General features: G+C 57.1%; 16 protein-coding genes and 1 rRNA gene. 11 read left to right on the top strand and 6 right to left on the bottom strand.

Going from position 1 to position 16112, the window contains the following annotated elements:
- Positions 1–128: 128 nt before the first annotated feature.
- Entirely contained in the window at positions 129–482 is a 354-nt protein-coding gene (locus tag EV586_RS08255; protein WP_243652985.1) for a spore coat protein, read from the bottom strand.
- Positions 483–506: 24 nt separating this feature from the next.
- On the bottom strand, positions 507–785 hold the full coding sequence (locus EV586_RS08250; protein ID WP_243652984.1) for a ferritin family protein: 279 nt from the start codon (positions 783–785) through the stop codon (positions 507–509).
- A gap of 98 nt (positions 786–883) precedes the next feature.
- Between EV586_RS08250 and EV586_RS08245 the strand changes: the two genes are divergently transcribed.
- The 3 genes from EV586_RS08245 to EV586_RS08235 all read left to right on the top strand — a co-directional run bounded on the left by EV586_RS08245 (position 884) and on the right by EV586_RS08235 (position 4450).
- Complete coding sequence (locus tag EV586_RS08245; RefSeq protein WP_132944630.1) at positions 884–1324, top strand: hypothetical protein; 441 nt, start codon at positions 884–886, stop codon at positions 1322–1324.
- A 136-nt stretch (positions 1325–1460) separates the two neighbouring features.
- On the top strand, positions 1461–3194 hold the full coding sequence (locus tag EV586_RS08240; protein WP_132944629.1) for a DEAD/DEAH box helicase: 1734 nt from the start codon (positions 1461–1463) through the stop codon (positions 3192–3194).
- 68 nt (positions 3195–3262) lie between these two features.
- Entirely contained in the window at positions 3263–4450 is a 1188-nt protein-coding gene (locus EV586_RS08235; RefSeq protein ID WP_132944628.1) for a class I SAM-dependent methyltransferase, read from the top strand.
- Positions 4451–4491: 41 nt separating this feature from the next.
- Here the strand turns inward: EV586_RS08235 and thiO are convergent, their stop codons facing one another.
- Positions 4492–5622, bottom strand: coding sequence for a glycine oxidase ThiO (thiO, locus tag EV586_RS08230; RefSeq protein ID WP_132944627.1), 1131 nt, complete (start codon positions 5620–5622; stop codon positions 4492–4494).
- 15 nt (positions 5623–5637) lie between these two features.
- The gene (thiE, locus tag EV586_RS08225; RefSeq protein WP_132944626.1) at positions 5638–6297 is read right to left on the bottom strand and encodes a thiamine phosphate synthase; all 660 of its coding nucleotides are present in this window, start codon (positions 6295–6297) and stop codon (positions 5638–5640) included.
- A gap of 175 nt (positions 6298–6472) precedes the next feature.
- On the opposite strand from thiE, the gene hepT reads away from it, so the two are divergent.
- The 3 genes from hepT to EV586_RS08210 are packed head-to-tail and all read left to right on the top strand — an operon-like array spanning position 6473 to position 8717.
- Positions 6473–6907 carry a type VII toxin-antitoxin system HepT family RNase toxin gene (gene hepT, locus EV586_RS08220; protein WP_132944625.1) on the top strand — a complete coding sequence of 145 codons (435 nt, stop codon included), beginning with the start codon at positions 6473–6475 and terminating at the stop codon, positions 6905–6907.
- A gap of 14 nt (positions 6908–6921) precedes the next feature.
- Positions 6922–7911 (top strand): ABC transporter ATP-binding protein, encoded by a 990-nt coding sequence (locus tag EV586_RS08215; RefSeq protein WP_132944624.1) that lies wholly within the window; start codon positions 6922–6924, stop codon positions 7909–7911.
- The gene (locus EV586_RS08210) at positions 7908–8717 is read left to right on the top strand and encodes an ABC transporter permease (RefSeq protein ID WP_132944623.1); all 810 of its coding nucleotides are present in this window, start codon (positions 7908–7910) and stop codon (positions 8715–8717) included. Before EV586_RS08215 ends, EV586_RS08210 begins: the two co-directional genes overlap by 4 nt.
- A 52-nt stretch (positions 8718–8769) precedes the next feature.
- Here the strand turns inward: EV586_RS08210 and EV586_RS08205 are convergent, their stop codons facing one another.
- Complete coding sequence (locus EV586_RS08205; RefSeq protein ID WP_132944622.1) at positions 8770–9813, bottom strand: hypothetical protein; 1044 nt, start codon at positions 9811–9813, stop codon at positions 8770–8772.
- Positions 9814–9907: 94 nt separating this feature from the next.
- Between EV586_RS08205 and EV586_RS08200 the strand changes: the two genes are divergently transcribed.
- Positions 9908–10693, top strand: a complete 786-nt coding sequence (locus tag EV586_RS08200) for an ABC transporter permease (RefSeq protein ID WP_132944621.1) — start codon at positions 9908–9910, stop codon at positions 10691–10693.
- Between the two features lie 31 nt (positions 10694–10724).
- On the opposite strand, the gene EV586_RS08195 is transcribed toward EV586_RS08200, so the two are convergent.
- Positions 10725–11438, bottom strand: coding sequence for a 3D domain-containing protein (locus tag EV586_RS08195; protein WP_132944620.1), 714 nt, complete (start codon positions 11436–11438; stop codon positions 10725–10727).
- A 145-nt stretch (positions 11439–11583) separates the two neighbouring features.
- Between EV586_RS08195 and EV586_RS08190 the strand changes: the two genes are divergently transcribed.
- From EV586_RS08190 to EV586_RS08175, 4 genes are all read left to right on the top strand, one after another.
- Positions 11584–12771, top strand: a complete 1188-nt coding sequence (locus EV586_RS08190; RefSeq protein WP_132944619.1) for a trans-sulfuration enzyme family protein — start codon at positions 11584–11586, stop codon at positions 12769–12771.
- Between the two features lie 262 nt (positions 12772–13033).
- Positions 13034–14800, top strand: coding sequence for a 2-oxoacid:acceptor oxidoreductase subunit alpha (locus EV586_RS08185; protein WP_132944618.1), 1767 nt, complete (start codon positions 13034–13036; stop codon positions 14798–14800).
- Positions 14800–15663, top strand: coding sequence for a 2-oxoacid:ferredoxin oxidoreductase subunit beta (locus EV586_RS08180; RefSeq protein WP_132944617.1), 864 nt, complete (start codon positions 14800–14802; stop codon positions 15661–15663). Before EV586_RS08185 ends, EV586_RS08180 begins: the two co-directional genes overlap by 1 nt.
- A gap of 383 nt (positions 15664–16046) precedes the next feature.
- Positions 16047–16112 (top strand): 16S ribosomal RNA (locus tag EV586_RS08175); the annotation flags it as partial.

Genomic DNA, 16112 nt, shown 5'->3' with positions numbered 1-16112 from the left:
AATTAAATGGTGTTGATAGACTATATAATAGGAAGCTTTCGGATTCAACCGTAACTTTGGACTAATCTTTTTTAAGCCAATCTGAAAAAACACCCGTCGCGATGGCGGGTGTTTTCCAGATTGGCTGCTTATTGTTGGTAGGGGAACTGCCCTTTGTAGTTGCTGAACTGGTTGTAGGCGAGCGCTACGGTGTCGAGCGGCTGCTGCGGCAGTTTGTACCAGCCAAGGTTGAACATCTGCTCAAAGGCGGCACGCTGTGCGTCATGCGTGTTGTTGAGCAGCCGTTTCACCGTGTCGTACAGCTCGCGGTGGGAGAATTCATTGAGTGACGTGTTGTAGCCTTGGGTGATGTATTTTTCGGTGGCCAGCACGTCGTTCAGCCGGTCGCGGTCGTTCATCTCCGGCCCTTTCACACGCGGCAGGTTGCCTTTTTGCTGGGCCATCATGATGTGTTCCTGGCTATTGGTCGGCAAATGTTGCATTCCAATCCCCCCTCATGTCGGTCATTATTGTACGCTTTGCGGGTTGAAATATTGGAGCAGGGTGGTGTAGTGGCGCTGGTGCATCTGCCCGATCTGGGAGATCAGCTGCGCCACTTGCGGGTCTTCGCATTCGGACGCGTAGTGGGCGCATTTTTTCATCGCCAGCAGTTCCCAGGACATGTGGTCTTTGAGATAGTTGAAGTCTTTGGTCGACAGCTGGCTGTACTGACTCCCGTATTGCTGCTGGATCTGCTGTTTCATCTGTTGTTGCTGTTGCTGCTGCTGTTGTTGTTGATATTGCATCAGTCTCACGCTCCTTTTCCTTCTTACTATCGACCGCTTTTTTCAGCGTGATGAGTTGTATATAATGGATGGAGACACTCAATTTGGAGGAAGCGCCAATGCCGTTTCACACTGGATTTCTCGGCAAATATGACAAGCGTTATTACGAAGTCTACATCAGCCCCGATTCGCAGGACCTGAAAGAATTGGCCAAGCAGACGGAGCACCCTGGCAAATGCCGCGTGCTGATGACCGAAGCAGGCGATCTCTACGCCTTTACCATTGAACTGCTCCACGATCTCGCCGTCGCTGAACTCGATCAGGAAGGGATCTCGGTCGTGTGTTTTTTTGATGACGATCGATTGGAGGTCGCCGACCTCGGTGAGTTGGAGATCGATGACATGAAAGCGACAGTCAAACGATCGGAAGCAGGTTATCGCAACATGGGATTCGGCGACGAGACGAGCGTCCGATTCGTGTTAAATCAAGGGTTGTGGGGCGATGAGACCTGCCCGTTTCACGAAGTTGTGAATGGAGATTGGAAAAAAGTTCGCACGTGAGCAGGATTTGCTGTATAATGGTTATTTGAGTGAGCACAAAGGGAGTCAGTGAAGAGAGCGAAAATGCTCTTCTTTTTTTCTGCACAAATGGGCAAGCTAGAACCAGTAAGGTTTTTGACAAATAGGAGGAACAAGAATGGCAACATTTCAAGAGCTGAATATACGGGAAGATATCATGAAGTCCCTCGAAGAGATGGGGTTTGAACAAGCGACCCCGATCCAAACGGAAACGATTCCGATCGCCCTCGAAGGTCATGACGTGATCGGTCAGGCACAGACGGGCACGGGCAAAACCGCGGCATTCGTCATCCCGACTTTGTCGCGCATCGATATGAATAAACGCGCAATTCAAGTGCTGGTCATGGCTCCGACCCGCGAGCTGGCGATCCAAGTCTCCGATGAGACCTCCCGCCTCGGCAAATACTCGCGCGTGAACGTGCTGCCGGTCTACGGCGGCCAACCGATCGACCGGCAGATCAAAGCGCTGAAGCGCAGCCCGCAGATGATCATCGGCACCCCGGGCCGTCTGCTCGACCACATCCGCCGCAAGACGATCAACCTGAGCGAAGTGGCGGTCGTCATCTTGGATGAAGCGGATGAGATGCTCGACATGGGCTTCCTCGAGGACATCGAATCGATCCTCGCGGAGATCCCGACCGAGCGCCAGACCCTGCTCTTCTCGGCGACGATGCCGGACCCGATTCGCCGTCTGGCGGAGCGTTTCATGCACAGCCCGAAAGTTGTGAAGATCCAGCCGCAGGGCGTGACCGCGCCGAAGATCGCACAGATCTACTATGAAGTGGCGGAGAAAAACAAAGTTGACGCGCTGACCCGTCTGCTCGATGTGGAGTCCCCGGAGCTCGGCGTCATCTTCTGCCGCACCAAAAAAGGCGTTGACGAACTGCAGCGCGTCCTGCAAAGCCGCGGCTACCTCGCAGCCGGTCTGCATGGCGACATGACCCAGCGTGAACGCGACCAAGTCATGCACCAGTTCCGTCAGAGCTCCATCGACCTCCTGATCGCAACAGACGTTGCGGCGCGCGGTCTGGACGTCGAAGGCGTCACCCACGTCTTCAACTACGACATCCCGCAGGACGTCGACTCCTACGTGCACCGCATCGGTCGTACCGGCCGCGCCGGCCGCGAAGGTAAGGCGCTGACGCTGATCACCCCGCGCGAGTTCAAGCTCCTGCGCATGATCGAGACGGCGATCGGCAAGCGCATCCACAAGTCGCTGTTGCCGACCTTGATGGAGCTGAAAGAGCGCCAGCAGGCGCGGATCATGGAGAAGCTGCTCGGCGAAATCGACGAGACCGGCTCGCAATTCGAAGAGCTGGCATCCGAACTGCTCGCGCAGCACAACTCCGTCGCGGTGCTGGCAGCCGCGCTGAAGATCATCGGCGACGACCTCGTCGGCGATCAGGAGCTGTCCTCGATCGACATGAGCTTGTCTGAAGTCATCGACTTCTCCAAGCGCTTCCGTGAACAGCGCACCAACAACACGGGCGGCGGCTACGGCAACCGCGGTGGCGGCTATGGCGAGCGTCGCGGTGGCGGCGGTGGCTACCGTGGCGGTGATCGTCGCCAAGGCGGCGGCGGTTACAAAAAAGGCCCGGGTGGCGGTGGCGGCGGCTACAGCAAAGATCGCCGTGCATCGGGCGGCGGGTACGGCCAAGGCGGCGGCAATGGTGAGAAGCGCAGCGGCGGTTACGGCGAAAAGCGCAGCGGTGGCTATGGCAACCGTGAAGGTGGCGGCTATGGCAACCGTGAAGGCGGCGGCTATGGCAACCGCGAAGGCGGCGGCTATGGCAACCGTGAAGGCGGCCGTGAAGGTGGCGGTGGCGGCGGACGTCGCCGCACCCACTTCTAAGATTTCTTCTGCACATCCTCCGTCTCGGGGGATGTGCTTCTTTCTATCCAGATCGGGAGGAGACGCCTATGCAAACGCTGGAATCCCTGCTCAGCCGACTGATCGGCGAAGGCCTGCTGACCCAGGCGACGCTAAGCAACCTGCGCCAGAAAGACCCGGAGTCGTTCAGCAAAGTCTCGCTGAAGCCGGTCATGCTGAAAAACGAACTGAAATACCAGTTCACCTATCATTTCGCCAAAAAGACGACCAACGAGAATCTCTCGCCCAGTGAGACGGAGCACAAGCTGACACAACTGCTGCAGACGGTGTTCCGCCAAGCGCTGCTCCATAGCCAAGAAGCGGACCACCAAGTGCTGATCTCCAAAAAAGGCAGCGTGACGATTCTCAATCAAAAACCGACCAAAGCGGCCGTCGAGCTTGCGCACAACCGCAAGAAAAAGTACCTGCTGGAAGAAGGCAAGCCTGTGCCGTTTCTGATCGAGCTTGGCGTGATGAACAAAGAAGGCAAAGTGCTGGCTAAGAAATACGACAAGTTCAAGCAGATCAACCGGTTCTTGGAGATGATCGACGATGTGGTGCCCTATCTGCAGAAGGACCGCACCTTGAACATCATCGATTTTGGCTGCGGCAAGTCGTATCTGACGTTTGCGCTGTACCACTACCTGAAAGAAGAGCAAGGCTTCGCACTGAACGTGATCGGGCTGGATCTCAAGCATGACGTGATCACACACTGCAATGCGCTGGCCGCTGCGCTGCAGTACGAGAACCTGAAGTTCCTGCACGGCGACATCAACGAGTACAACGAGCTCGATCAGGTCGACATGGTCGTCACGCTCCATGCTTGTGACACCGCCACCGATGCCGCTTTGGAAAAAGCGGTGCGCTGGGGGGCCGATGTGATTCTCTCCGTGCCCTGCTGTCAGCATGAGCTGAACACCCAGATCGATAACAAGACGCTGGGCACCATGCTTCAGCACGGACTGATCAAGGAGCGTTTTGCCGCCCTCGCCACCGATTCGGTGCGGGCGCAGCTGCTCGACCTTGTCGGCTACAAAACCCAGCTGCTCGAATTTATTGATCTGGAACACACGCCGAAAAACATCCTGATCCGCGCCGTCAAACAAGAGGGCAAAGCGGACGTGCAGAAGATCGCGGAGAGCTACCTGGAGTTCAAACGCTTCCTGCAGATCAACCCGTACCTGGAAGTGGTGCTGCAAGACAAATTAGAGCCGATCTTCGCCGGTCTGCACGAGTAGAAGACAAACAAAAAAGAGCGCATGAATGCGCTCTTTTTCTTTTACACAACTTGTGCACGTCCGACCGCAAACGGCTCCAGATCCACCGAAGTCGGTTTCCCTGTCAACAGTTCCGCCATCACGTGGCCGGTGATCGCCGACAACAGCACCCCGTTGCGGAAATGACCGGAGGCGATGTAGAGCCCCTCGATGCCCGGCACATGGCCGAGATAGGGCAGGCCGTCCAGTGAGCCGGGACGCAGTCCGGCGAGCGGCGTGGAAAAGGGGAGGTCGCCAAGAGACGGCAGCAGTCCCACCGCCTGTGAGGACAAGCTGGCCAGCGAACGCAGGTTCGGTCTGCGGTCGAACCCTGCCTGCTGCTCCTCGGTCGCGCCGACGTAGACTTGCCCGTTTTTCTTGGGCAGGATGTAGCAGCCGTGCGTATAGATCGTAAACGGCGTCGGCGGTGCATAGGAGTCAAGCAGGAAGGACTGCCCTTTTACCGGGAACACCGGCAGTTCCAGCCCAAGCTGCCGGGCCAAGAGCCCTGACCAGGCACCTGCCGCCACGATCACCCGCTCCGCACGGATCACGCCGTCGACCGTCTTCACGCCGGTCACCGCCCCGTTTTCCTGCAGGAACCCGATCATCGGCGTATGCTCGAACATCCGCACACCGAGCCGTTTCGCGGAAGCGGCCATGGCCAGCAGCAGCTGCGGGTTGCGCACTTGATGATCGTCCGGCAGATACAAGGCGCCAAAGCGCGGAGCCACCAGATCGCCCATCTCACTGCGCAAGTCCTCATCCTCGAACCACACCGCGCGCTGCCCGGAGGCGGTCTGCCAGCGCTGCCGTTCCAGCAGTGCAGTCCGGTCCTGCTCGTCGACGGCGACGCGGAAGATTCCCGGCGTATGCAGTTCCATGTCGATGCCGGAGATCTCCAGCAGCTCCTCCCGCAGTTTGGGGAACAGCGCCCGGCTCTTCACACCCAGCTCATACATCGGGCCGGGCTCTGTCATCTCCACCTGAGCGCCGAGCATCCCGGCGCCGGCGCGGGTCGATTGCGAGCCGAGCGTTTCCTTTTCCAACAGGATCACATCGACTCCGGCCTTGGCGAGCTCGTAGGCGATCGCGCAGCCGATCACACCGCCGCCGACGATCAGGGTGTCCGTCTCGTGTGTTGTTCCCATCATGATGACTTCCCCTTTCTATTCACAGCCCGGCAACGCGTGGCGCGGGCGATGCAGCGAGGCGTCCATCTTCTCCCGCAGCGCCTGTGCCGCCCGCATTGGATCGCCGTCTGCCATCACCGCCGAAATGACCGCGATGCCGGCCGCACCCGTGGCCAGCACATCGTCGATGTTGTCGGTGGTGATCCCGCCGATCGCCAGCACCGGAATCTCGACCGCATCGACGACGCTTTGCAGCGCGGCCAGCCCGCGCGGCGCCAGTCCCGGTTTCGATCCGGTCGCGAAGATATGTCCGTACGTAATATAGGTCGCGCCTTGCGCCTGGGCTGCCAGCGCTTCTTCCACGCTGTGCACCGAGCACCCGATCCATTTTGCTGCCGGAAACAGCGGGCGGGCTGCGCTGATTGGCAAGCTTTTCGCCGCCAGATGCACGCCGCCCGCCTGCAAGGCCAACGCCACATCGGCGCGGTCGTTGATCAATAGCCGTCCGCCTTCCGCCAGAATCAGCGGGTGAATCTCTTCGCCTAACCGAAACAGATCGAGCGCAGGAGCCGATTTATACCGCAGTTGAATCACGTCCGCACCGCCTTGGACAGCCTGCCGGACGATCGATTTTAACTCTGCCGACTGCTTGACGCCGTCGGTGATCACATGGAGTTGAAAGGCGCTTTTTGTCATCGCAAGCGACCCACTTTCTGTAGAAGGAATTCGAACACAAAAACTGCCGCCATTGTACCATCCTGTCAAAACTGCCGTCAATAAACGGAAGGTCAGGCAGGGCGTGACTCGGCCCGGTTTTCTAGGTACAATATAGATTGGGTATTTGTTCCTATCAGAGGAGGTTTTTCTTACCATGTTCATCACAGATCAACATCGCACGCAGATTCGCAGCTACTTGGACGTGATGGAGAAACAGGCGCACGTGCTATGCATTTTAAAAGAGCATGCGTCCGAAGAGTTTGCCGCACAGCCTGTGCTGCAGGCGGCTGCGGAGCGCGCCTTACATATCGCGCTGGAATGTCTCACCGACATCGGTAACATCATCATCGATGCGTTGATCATGCGCGACCCGGCCAGCTATGAAGACATCTTCCTGATCCTGACCGAAGAAGGCGTTTTCGAGCAGGCGTTTGGCGACCGCTTCGTCGAAGCGGTGCGCTTTCGCAAAATGCTGGTCCACGACTACCGTGAGCTGACCGCCGAGCGCGTCTACGCCGTGGTGCAGGCGCATGCGGACGACTTTGAGACGATCAAGACTTCGATCGCCAAGTACGTGCAGCTTTCGTAGAACGCAGGTGAGCGATGAAGCCGAACAACGGAATCACAGTCGAACACCTGAGCAAGCATTTCAAAGTCCATGAGCGCGAAGCCGGCCTCAGCGGGGCGTGGAGATCCCTGTTCAACCGCAAGTTCCGCATGGTCGAGGCGGTCGATGACATCTCCTTCTCGATCGAGCCGGGCGAGATCGTCGGCTTCCTCGGCCCGAACGGCGCCGGCAAGACGACAACGATGAAGATGCTCACCGGACTGCTGCACCCGTCCGGCGGTCGCGTGCAAGTGGGCGGCTACGTCCCGTTTGAGCAAAAAGCGGACTTCAAGCGCCGCATCACCCTCGTCATGGGGCAGAAGTCGCAGCTGATCTGGGACTTGCCCGCTGCGGAGACCTTTCTGGTCAACCAGGCGATCTACGAGATTCCTGATCACCAGTTCAAAGAGATCCTGGGTGAGCTGACCGACCTGCTCGATCTCACACCGCTGTTGAAAAAGCCGGTGCGCAACCTGTCGCTGGGCGAGCGGATGAAATGCGAGCTGGCCGCGTCGCTTTTGCACCGGCCGGACATCGTGTTTTTGGACGAGCCGACGATCGGGCTCGATGTCAACATGCAAGAAGCGGTGCGCAAGTTCATCCAGCAGTACAATGAGCGCTTCCAGGCCACCTTCCTGCTGACCTCGCACTACATGGCCGACGTGACGGCGCTCTGCAAGCGGGTGATCATCATCAACCACGGCAAGATCCTGTTTGACGGCGATTTAGGGCGACTGGCGACGACGCTGGCTCCGTACAAAGTGGCCAAGCTCGTCTTGTCCGAGCCGGTGGCGCAGGGCGTGCTGGAAACGTACGGCGAAGTGTTGCACAGCGACAACCTGCAAGTCTCGATCAAACTGCCGCGGGCCGATGTATCGGAGCGGTCGGCCCAGATCTTGGCGCAGCTGCCGGTGCAGGATTTCACGGTCGAAGATCCGTCGATGGAAGATGTGATTGGGCTTGCGTTTGCGAGGTCGGGAGCATGAGCGCGGCGCAGCGAATGTTTCGCGTCTACGCCCGGATGATGAAAGTGCATTGGGCGATTCTGCTGGAATATCGGGGCGATACGTTTTTCTATATGCTCGGCTCTGTGATCTCGCCGCTCGTGACGCTGGCCGTCTGGCTGACGATCTCGGAAAACGGTGCGATCGGCAGCTACAGCCAGCAGGATTTTATTCTCTATTTCTTAGCGGTGCTGTTCGTCTCCAGACTGGCCGCGCATTGGGAACCGTGGGAGTTGGAGGAGCGCATGCGGGACGGTTCGCTGTCCAATTATCTGCTGCGTCCTTCGGCGTATTTTCACTGGCGCTTTGCGGAAAACCTGGTGTACAAGCTGTTTTACGGGGTGCTGATGGTGGTGGCGTGGGCGCTCTGCTGGCCGTTTTTTGAAGTGGTGCGCATTCCTCTGGAGCCGGGATTCCTCGCTGTCTTTTGCTCGTCGGTGCTCTTGGCGGTGATGACCCGTTACATGATGGGCTTTTGCCTGTCCTTGCTTGCGTTTTGGACGACGCGGATGATGGCGATTTTCAACCTTGTCATGCTCGCCGACCAGTTCATCTCCGGGCGGATCGCGCCGTATGCGCTGCTGCCGGAGTGGGTGCAGCAGGTGTCGAGCTATTTGCCGTTCTATTGGACGATGGGATTCCCGGTCGATGTGATCACCGGGAAGATCAGCGGCGGGGACGTGTGGTATGGCCTTGGCGTACAGGCGTTCTGGCAAGTGTTGTTCATCGTGCTGTACTTTTGGATGTGGAACCGCGGCATGAAGAAGTACAGCGCAGTGGGAGGCTGAGGAGAAGAAGTGGCGGTCCGCTGCTCGGGAGAGCGCGAACCGCCTGTAGTGCTTAGATCAGGGAGCGGTTGTCGTGGTTGACAAGCCGCAGTGTGCCGTTGGACAGGAACTGCAGCCGGACATTTCCGCGTCCGCTGCCGCCAAACTCAGTCCCGGTCACGTCCATCGTCGGGACGCTGCCGACCCCGATGTGCAGAGAGAACCGGCTTTCATTGTTGTTGTAGGCGTCGATCCGCTCTTGGATCCGGGCGAGCGTGGTCGTGGTGAGATTCCCGTGGCCGGCGAGGTCGGTGATCGCGTACGTGCGCTGAGGCCGTGCAGTTCCCCGCCGTTCGGTTGTGGCGACGGTGACAGGCGCATCGGTGGTGGTCTGGACGGCGATTTCGGCCACGACCGTCTCAATGCTGTCCAGCAAGGTCGATCTGCCTTCACCGTCGATGGTATACTCGTTGCCGATCATCCGCAGCAGGCTTTCATGAACCCGCGTGATATAGGTCTGATCATCTTCTTCCTTTTGCCGCTTTTTCTTTTTCAGTTCCTGCTCGACCCGGAATTTCAATTCTTTGCGGGACAGTTCTTGAATCGGCGGCTTGACCGGGCGCTGCGGCTCGGTGCGGGTCGTGGTGATGGAAGTCGACGGTTCCTGACGGGACGACAGATTGCTGAGCGGCTCGGTCAGCGTCGGCGACTGCACGGTGGTCGTGGAGGGGCTAGTTGCTGTTCTGCCTTTGCCGCTTTTTTTCGGCGCTCGTTTCGGCCGCTCTTCCCAGATGTCCAGCTCGGAGTTCAGGAACGACGGCAAGTAGGAGTACTTCCAGCGCTTGTCCCCGGTCGTTTGATACTGTTCCTGCTCCGACTCGGGCGGGCTGTCGGTCGTTCCTTCCCACGTGATCTGCTGACCTTTGCGCAGCCACCAGCCTTGAATCGGGGCGGAGGATTTCAGCAGTTGCATCGTGGCGCGATTGCCGATCGTCTGCTGGAGCTTTGCGATGCGGGCAGCAGGTAAGGGAGACGCGGCTTGACTGGGCGACGAAGCTGGGGCTGGGCGAGACGTGTTCGCTTTTTTCTTGCGCTGTTTTGGAATCTGCGTTTTCAAAAGTGATTCCCCCGTCGAGATTTAATTCTGCTAATTTCCACATGCGATTCTGATGTCCCTGCTGTGAGGGAGCTATTTTTTGAGGAGGGCGACCGTGAAATACGTTCGATTGCTGAAAGAGTTCATTCGCGCCGCTGTCGTCGAGGAATTTGAGTACCGGTCGAATTTCTTCGCCAACGTGCTGGGGACGGTGTCCGGGCTGTTTTTTGCACTGCTTACCTTGCAGGTGTTCTTCCTGCAGACCGAACAGATCGGCGGGTGGTCGTTCGAGCAGGTGCTGGTGCTGCTGGGGGTGTTTAACGCGCTGAGCGGCGTCGTGAGCATGGTGCTGCGCCCGAACATTGGACGAATCGTGCAGCATATCAGAAAAGGAACGCTCGATTTCATTTTGACCAAACCGGTCGACAGCCAGTTCTTCATCTCGTTTCGGCACATCGTCTTCTGGCCGGTCACCGATGTGCTGGTCGGCTTTGGGATGATCATCTACGCGGGCTGGAAGATGGATGTTGCGATGTCGCTGTTCAGCGTGCTCTGGTTCCTCGTCATCTTTTTCGCCGCGGTCGTCACACTGTATTCGCTTTGGTTTTTGATGATGACGTTATCGTTTTGGTTCGTGAAAGTGGAGAATTTGACGCTGGTCTTTACTTCGCTGTTCGAGACGGCGCGCTTTCCGGTGCAGGTCTACAAAGGCTGGCTGCGCGTGTTGCTGACGTACCTGTTTCCGGTCGCTGTGCTGACCACCTTTCCAGCGGCGGCGTTTACTGGCGGGCTGAGCGGACGCGAGGCGCTGATCTCGCTTGTGATGGCCGGGGGACTGCTCGTGCTGTCGAGGCTGTTTTGGAAGAGCGCCTTGCGCAATTACCAGTCGGCGAGCAGTTGAGGCTGTAGCCGGGCAGGGAAAAAGGGAGTCTTTACGACTCCCCTTTGGGCCCTTCTTCCAAGATGTAGACCGTTACGTTGTCTTTGACGCCAAATCTCTGTGCGTAGTGATCATCGTTGTAGAAGACGTCGATGTGATTGCCGATCACAGCGCCGCCGGTGTCTTCTGCATACCGCACGCCAATTCCCGGGATGTACACCACGCTGTGCATCGGTATGACGGAAGGATCGACAGCGATCGTCAAGCCTTCTTTGGTCAAGCGGCCGCTGGCGGTGACTCCGTAACCCGGATCGCCGGGATGCTTCCCGGTCGACGCGAAGGAGTTGGTGTAAGCGGTGAGTTTGCAGGGCATCTTTCTACTATAGCGGTTCGGCTCACCGGATGAGGAGAGAACCATCTTATCGGCAGTTTGTGCCAGTTCTTCGCGAGACTTCACTTTTTTTACGGTGTTCGTCGGCACATGAAGCACAGCTCCGACTTTCAAGTTGTCCGGGTTGACGTCGGGGTTGCGGTTGACGATATGCTCGATCGTCGTGTTGTAGCGTCCTGCGAGCGCATAGAGCGTGTCCCCCGTCTGCACGGTGTGCTCGACGAGCGGCGGTGATTGGTTCGCTGCCTGCGCGACAGTAAGAGTTGGAGCCGGAAGAGCTGGCGTCGCCTGTTCCGCCTCGCTTGCGGGATGGCCGCTGGTAACCAGCAACAGGATTGCGGTCAAAACGGCCATCACCATACTTCGTGGTTGCATGGCAATGTGTCACTCCATTCGAAGTGTAGGATTGAAAAACTTTTGTTAGCTTGCCCACCGTCCCAAACGGCTATGCGGGCAACAGGCAATTTTTGTTGAAGAGTGTCAGTTATTTCCGAGGAAATAGTCGAAAGGGGAAGTCGAAATGAAAAAGCACGATTTTAGCAAACTGGGGTATTCGACGCGGATTTTGCATGCGGGGCATAAAGTGGACCCGACGACCGGATCGCATACGATGCCGATCTATCAGACCTCGACGTTCGTGTTTGAAGATGCCGATCAAGGCGCAGCGCGCTTTAGCGGTACAGACCCGGGCTACAAGTACAGCCGACTGGGCAACCCGAACACCGATGCGCTGGCCGAGAAGATCGCGGCGCTGGAGAATGCGGAGGCGGGCTTGTGCTTCGGTTCCGGCATGGCGGCGATCTCGACGGTGATGTTCCATCTGGTCAAGACCGGTGATCATGTCGTTGCAGCCGACGCTTTGTACGGAGCGACGTTTGCTCTGTTTGAGAAAACGCTGAAAGGCAAGTACGGCGTGGAGATCGACTGGGTCGATACATCCGATGTGGAAAAGGTGAAAGCTGCGATCAAGCCGAACACACGTGTGATCTACCTCGAGACGCCTGCCAACCCGACATTGAAGATGGCCGACATCGCGGCGATCTCGGAGCTGACCGAAGGCACGGACATCAAGGTCGTCGTCGACAACACGTTCATGTCGCCGTACTTCCAGCGTCCGATCGACCTCGGCGCACACGTGTCGATCCACTCGGCGACGAAGTACATCGGCGGCCACGGCGATGTTGTAGGCGGGATTGCCGTCGGGTATGCGGACATCATCAAGCCGCTGTTTGCCGATCTGAAAGAAATCGGGCCGATCATGGGGCCGTTCGATGCGTTTTTGCTGAACCGCGGGGTGCGCACTTTGGCGCTGCGGATGGAGAAGCACAATGAAAACGCGCTGAAGGTGGCCGAGTTCCTCGAAGCGCATCCGGAAGTGACGGCGGTGTACTACCCGGGTCTGAAGAGCCACCCGCAGCATGAGCTGGCGAAGCGTCAGATGAGCGGTTTCGGCGGCACCTTGTCTTTTGAAGTGAAGTCGTTCGAAAAAGGGAAGACGCTGATGAACTCGGTGAAGCTGGCACATCTTGCCGTATCGCTTGGCGACGTGCACACGCTGATCCAGCATCCGGCCTCGATGACCCATGCGATCATGCCGAAAGCGGAGCGCGAAGCTTCGGGTGTCACAGACGGACTGATCCGCCTGTCGGTCGGCATCGAGGATGTGGAAGACATCATCGCCGATCTCGATCAGGCACTGCGCGCCTAGTTTTTTAGCAAATGATAGAAAAGACCCCGGCTGTTGCGCCGGGGTCTTTTTTGTCGGGAAACAGTGATACAGATGGGTTTTGTGGGTGATACGCTTTTAGACTGTCGAGTTCAAAAATACGGTCGAAGGCATCAAATTCTCTTTTTTTATGCGCTAGCCTATTCTATTTTTGCTAAACAGTTGATACAATGGAACAGATGCTGTTTCTTCACTGATACAGGGTTGTTATCCATAAAGTTTGTATAAACAGGGGTGAACCATTGTGATCAAAGATTTAGGCTGGAAAGTAGGCGGCGCACAAGGCGAGGGCATCGACTCCACTCAGGATATCTTTGCACTGTCTTTGTTCCGTTTAGGTTACTATGTTTCCACGTATCGTCACTTTATGTCCTTGATCAAGGGCGGTCATACGAACGGTAAGGTTCGCATCACGTCCGACATCTCCGGGCACCATGGCGACGATCTGCACATTTTGCTGGCGTTCGACCAAGAGACGATCAACCACAACTTCCACGAACTCATCGATGGCGCTGTGCTGATCTATGACACTGCGATCAAAGATGCGCAGGTTCCGGAAAACGATAACGTGCACATCTGCCCGGTTCCGCTCACCGAAATGGCGAAAGAAGCCGGCTCTCCGATCATGAAAAACATGGTCTCGATGGGTGTTACGGCTGCGATCATCGGCCTGACTCCGGACGACTTCCGCTCCGTTGTCGTCGACAAGTTCGGCGGCAAAGGCGACGAGATCGTAGAAAGCAACATCGCAGCGATCCAGAAGGGCTACGATTTTGCGAAAGAGAACTTCAAAGCATCGCTCGAACTGCCGGCTCGTCCGGAAGTGAAGTCGGAGCGTCTGTACATCTCCGGCAACGACGCGGTATCGCTCGGCGCCATCGCAGGCGGCTGCCGTCTGCTCGCACAGTACCCGATCACTCCGGCGACCGAAGTCATGTACCAGATCATCAAGCAGTTCCCGAAATTCGGCGGCACCGTTGTCCAAGCGGAAGACGAGATCGCTGCAGTCATGATGGCGATCGGTGCGAACTACACCGGCGTGCGCTCGATGACCGCAACTTCCGGCCCGGGCTTCTCCTTGATGATGGAAGCGCTCGGCCTGGCTGGCATCTCCGAAACGCCGCTCGTTATCATCGACGTTCAGCGTGCCGGCCCGTCCACCGGTTTGCCGACCAAGACGGAGCAGTCTGACGTCTACACCATGATGTACGGCTCGCACGGCGAGATCCCGCGCATCGTGCTGACCCCGCGCAACGTGGAAGAGTGCTTCTTCTTCACGCTGGAAGCGTTCAACCTGGCGGAGAAGTACCAATGCCCGGTCATCGTGGCAACCGACCTGTACATGGGGATGAACAAGCAGACTGTCGAGTCGATCGACTTCGACAAGTTCAACATCAACCGTGGCAAGATGATCTCCGACGAGCAGCTGGCTGAGCTGGAAAAAGGCGCATTCAAGCGCTTTGACGTCACTGCTGAAGACGGCATCTCCTTCCGCTCGATCCCGGGTCAAAAGAACGGCCGTTTCGTTGCGATGGGTAACGAATCTGACGAAGTGGGCGTGGAAATGGAAGAGCCGGAACTGCGCGTGAAGCAAATGGAGAAGCGCGCGAAGAAACTGGCGAAATTCAACGACCTCGCGGGCGCTACTTATGTTGGCGCTGAAAACGCAGAGCTGCTGCTCGTCGACTTCGGTTCCATGACCGGTCCGCAGCGTGAAGTGTATGAAGCGCTGGCAGCAGAAGGCGTGAGCGTCGGTCACCTGAGCATCGCTCGTCTCCTGCCGTTCCCGACCGAAGAGATCAAAGGCTACATCCACAACGCAAAGAAAGTGCTCGTGACCGAGATGAACTCGCATGGTCAGCTGAAGAACCAGCTGAAGCAGTTCGTCGGCGGCGACCACAACAAATATGAGTCCTGCCTGAAGTACAGCGGCGATCCGTTCCTCGTGAACGAAATCTACGCGAAGGCGAAGGACCTTGCGGACAGCTTGAAGAAAGAGGTGACGCTCTAATGGCAACACTCGTTGATTTCCGTGCTGAAAAACCGAACTGGTGCCCGGGCTGCGGTGACTTTACCGTATTGGCTGCGCTGCAAAAAGCGGCAGTGAACATCGGCCTGGAGCCGGAGAATATGGTTACCGTTTCCGGTATCGGCTGCTCCGGTAAGATCTCTCAATACATGGGTTCCTTTGGTTTCCACTCCTTGCACGGCCGCTCGCTGCCGGTTGCAACCGCAGTGAAACTGGCGAACCGCGATCTGACCGTTGTGGCTGCCGGCGGTGACGGCGACGGTTACGGCATCGGGATGGGTCACTTCATCCATGCGATGCGCCGCAACATCGACATCACCTACTTGGTTATGGACAACCACATCTACGGCCTGACCACCGGTCAAACTTCTCCGACCTCCGATAAGGGCTCGAAGACCAAGACCGCTCCGGACGGCGCTGTGGAAGAGCCGGTACATCCGCTGCAAATGGCGCTGATGGCAGGCTGTGGTTTTGTGGCACAAGGCTACTCCGGCAACCTGAAGCAGCTGACCGAACTGATCGAGAAGGGGATCCAGCACCGTGGTTTCTCTCTGATCAACATCTACTCCCCGTGCGTTACCTTCAATAAGGTAAACACGTACGACTTCTACAAGTCGAACCTCGTCAACATCGACGAAGATGCAAGCTACGACAAGACCGACCGTTTCGCGGCGATCCGCAAGCTCGAAGAGCATGAGGAAAACGTGACGGGCGTTCTGTACCACAACCCGAACAAGCAAGCGTACGACGAAGTCCTGCGCGGCTACCCGGAACAAGCAATCGCGAAAAACGATCTCAAGATCACCCGCGACGAGTGGGAAAAACTCGCGGTTCAATTCAAGTAAGTTTGATCGAAGACCTCCGCTCTGTGCGGAGGTCTTTTTTGTTGAGAGGCGGGACGGCGAGTGAATTCATGGGAGAGATTGTTGGTGACGTGCGAGAGGAGGTGTATGGGCGTAAACAATAGAGGTTGGACTGGATGGGAGCGTGCTGATCCCTTAGGGTGATCGTATTTGTTTGAGTATGTTCGAGGTTGCAGATTGAGAGGGACGGGTCAGCGTGGTAAGATAGTCCCTGTCGCCGCGAACGACGCAACACAATGAAGCACACAACTTACCAGTTGACTTGATAGCGGCGAATATGATAATCTAAGTAACGTTGTTGATCCTTGAAAACTAAACGAGTGTTACAGAGATCTAATACGAGTCAAGATACAAGCTTTCTAACTTTTATTGAGAGTTTGATCCTGGCTCAGGACGAACGCTGGCGGCGTGCCTAATACATGCAAGTCGAG

It is taken from the genome of Tumebacillus sp. BK434 (assembly GCF_004340785.1).
Classification (GTDB): domain Bacteria; phylum Bacillota; class Bacilli; order Tumebacillales; family Tumebacillaceae; genus Tumebacillus_A.
Note: the sequence above shows the minus strand (reverse complement) of the source record. Positions and strands in the feature narration are given on the sequence as shown.

Bases quoted from the DNA above. Each gene is read 5' to 3' on its own strand.
- EV586_RS08245 (WP_132944630.1), top strand. From the start codon at position 884: ATGCCGTTTCACACTGGATTTCTCGGCAAATATGACAAGCGTTATTAC.
- thiO (WP_132944627.1), bottom strand. From the start codon at position 5,622: ATGATGGGAACAACACACGAGACGGACACCCTGATCGTCGGCGGCGGT.
- EV586_RS08240 (WP_132944629.1), top strand. From the start codon at position 1,461: ATGGCAACATTTCAAGAGCTGAATATACGGGAAGATATCATGAAGTCC.
- EV586_RS08190 (WP_132944619.1), top strand. From the start codon at position 11,584: ATGAAAAAGCACGATTTTAGCAAACTGGGGTATTCGACGCGGATTTTG.
- EV586_RS08255 (WP_243652985.1), bottom strand. From the start codon at position 482: ATGCAACATTTGCCGACCAATAGCCAGGAACACATCATGATGGCCCAG.
- EV586_RS08180 (WP_132944617.1), top strand. From the start codon at position 14,800: ATGGCAACACTCGTTGATTTCCGTGCTGAAAAACCGAACTGGTGCCCG.
- EV586_RS08235 (WP_132944628.1), top strand. From the start codon at position 3,263: ATGCAAACGCTGGAATCCCTGCTCAGCCGACTGATCGGCGAAGGCCTG.
- EV586_RS08210 (WP_132944623.1), top strand. From the start codon at position 7,908: ATGAGCGCGGCGCAGCGAATGTTTCGCGTCTACGCCCGGATGATGAAA.
- hepT (WP_132944625.1), top strand. From the start codon at position 6,473: ATGTTCATCACAGATCAACATCGCACGCAGATTCGCAGCTACTTGGAC.
- EV586_RS08250 (WP_243652984.1), bottom strand. From the start codon at position 785: ATGCAATATCAACAACAACAGCAGCAGCAACAGCAACAACAGATGAAA.
- EV586_RS08215 (WP_132944624.1), top strand. From the start codon at position 6,922: ATGAAGCCGAACAACGGAATCACAGTCGAACACCTGAGCAAGCATTTC.
- EV586_RS08195 (WP_132944620.1), bottom strand. From the start codon at position 11,438: ATGCAACCACGAAGTATGGTGATGGCCGTTTTGACCGCAATCCTGTTG.
- thiE (WP_132944626.1), bottom strand. From the start codon at position 6,297: ATGACAAAAAGCGCCTTTCAACTCCATGTGATCACCGACGGCGTCAAG.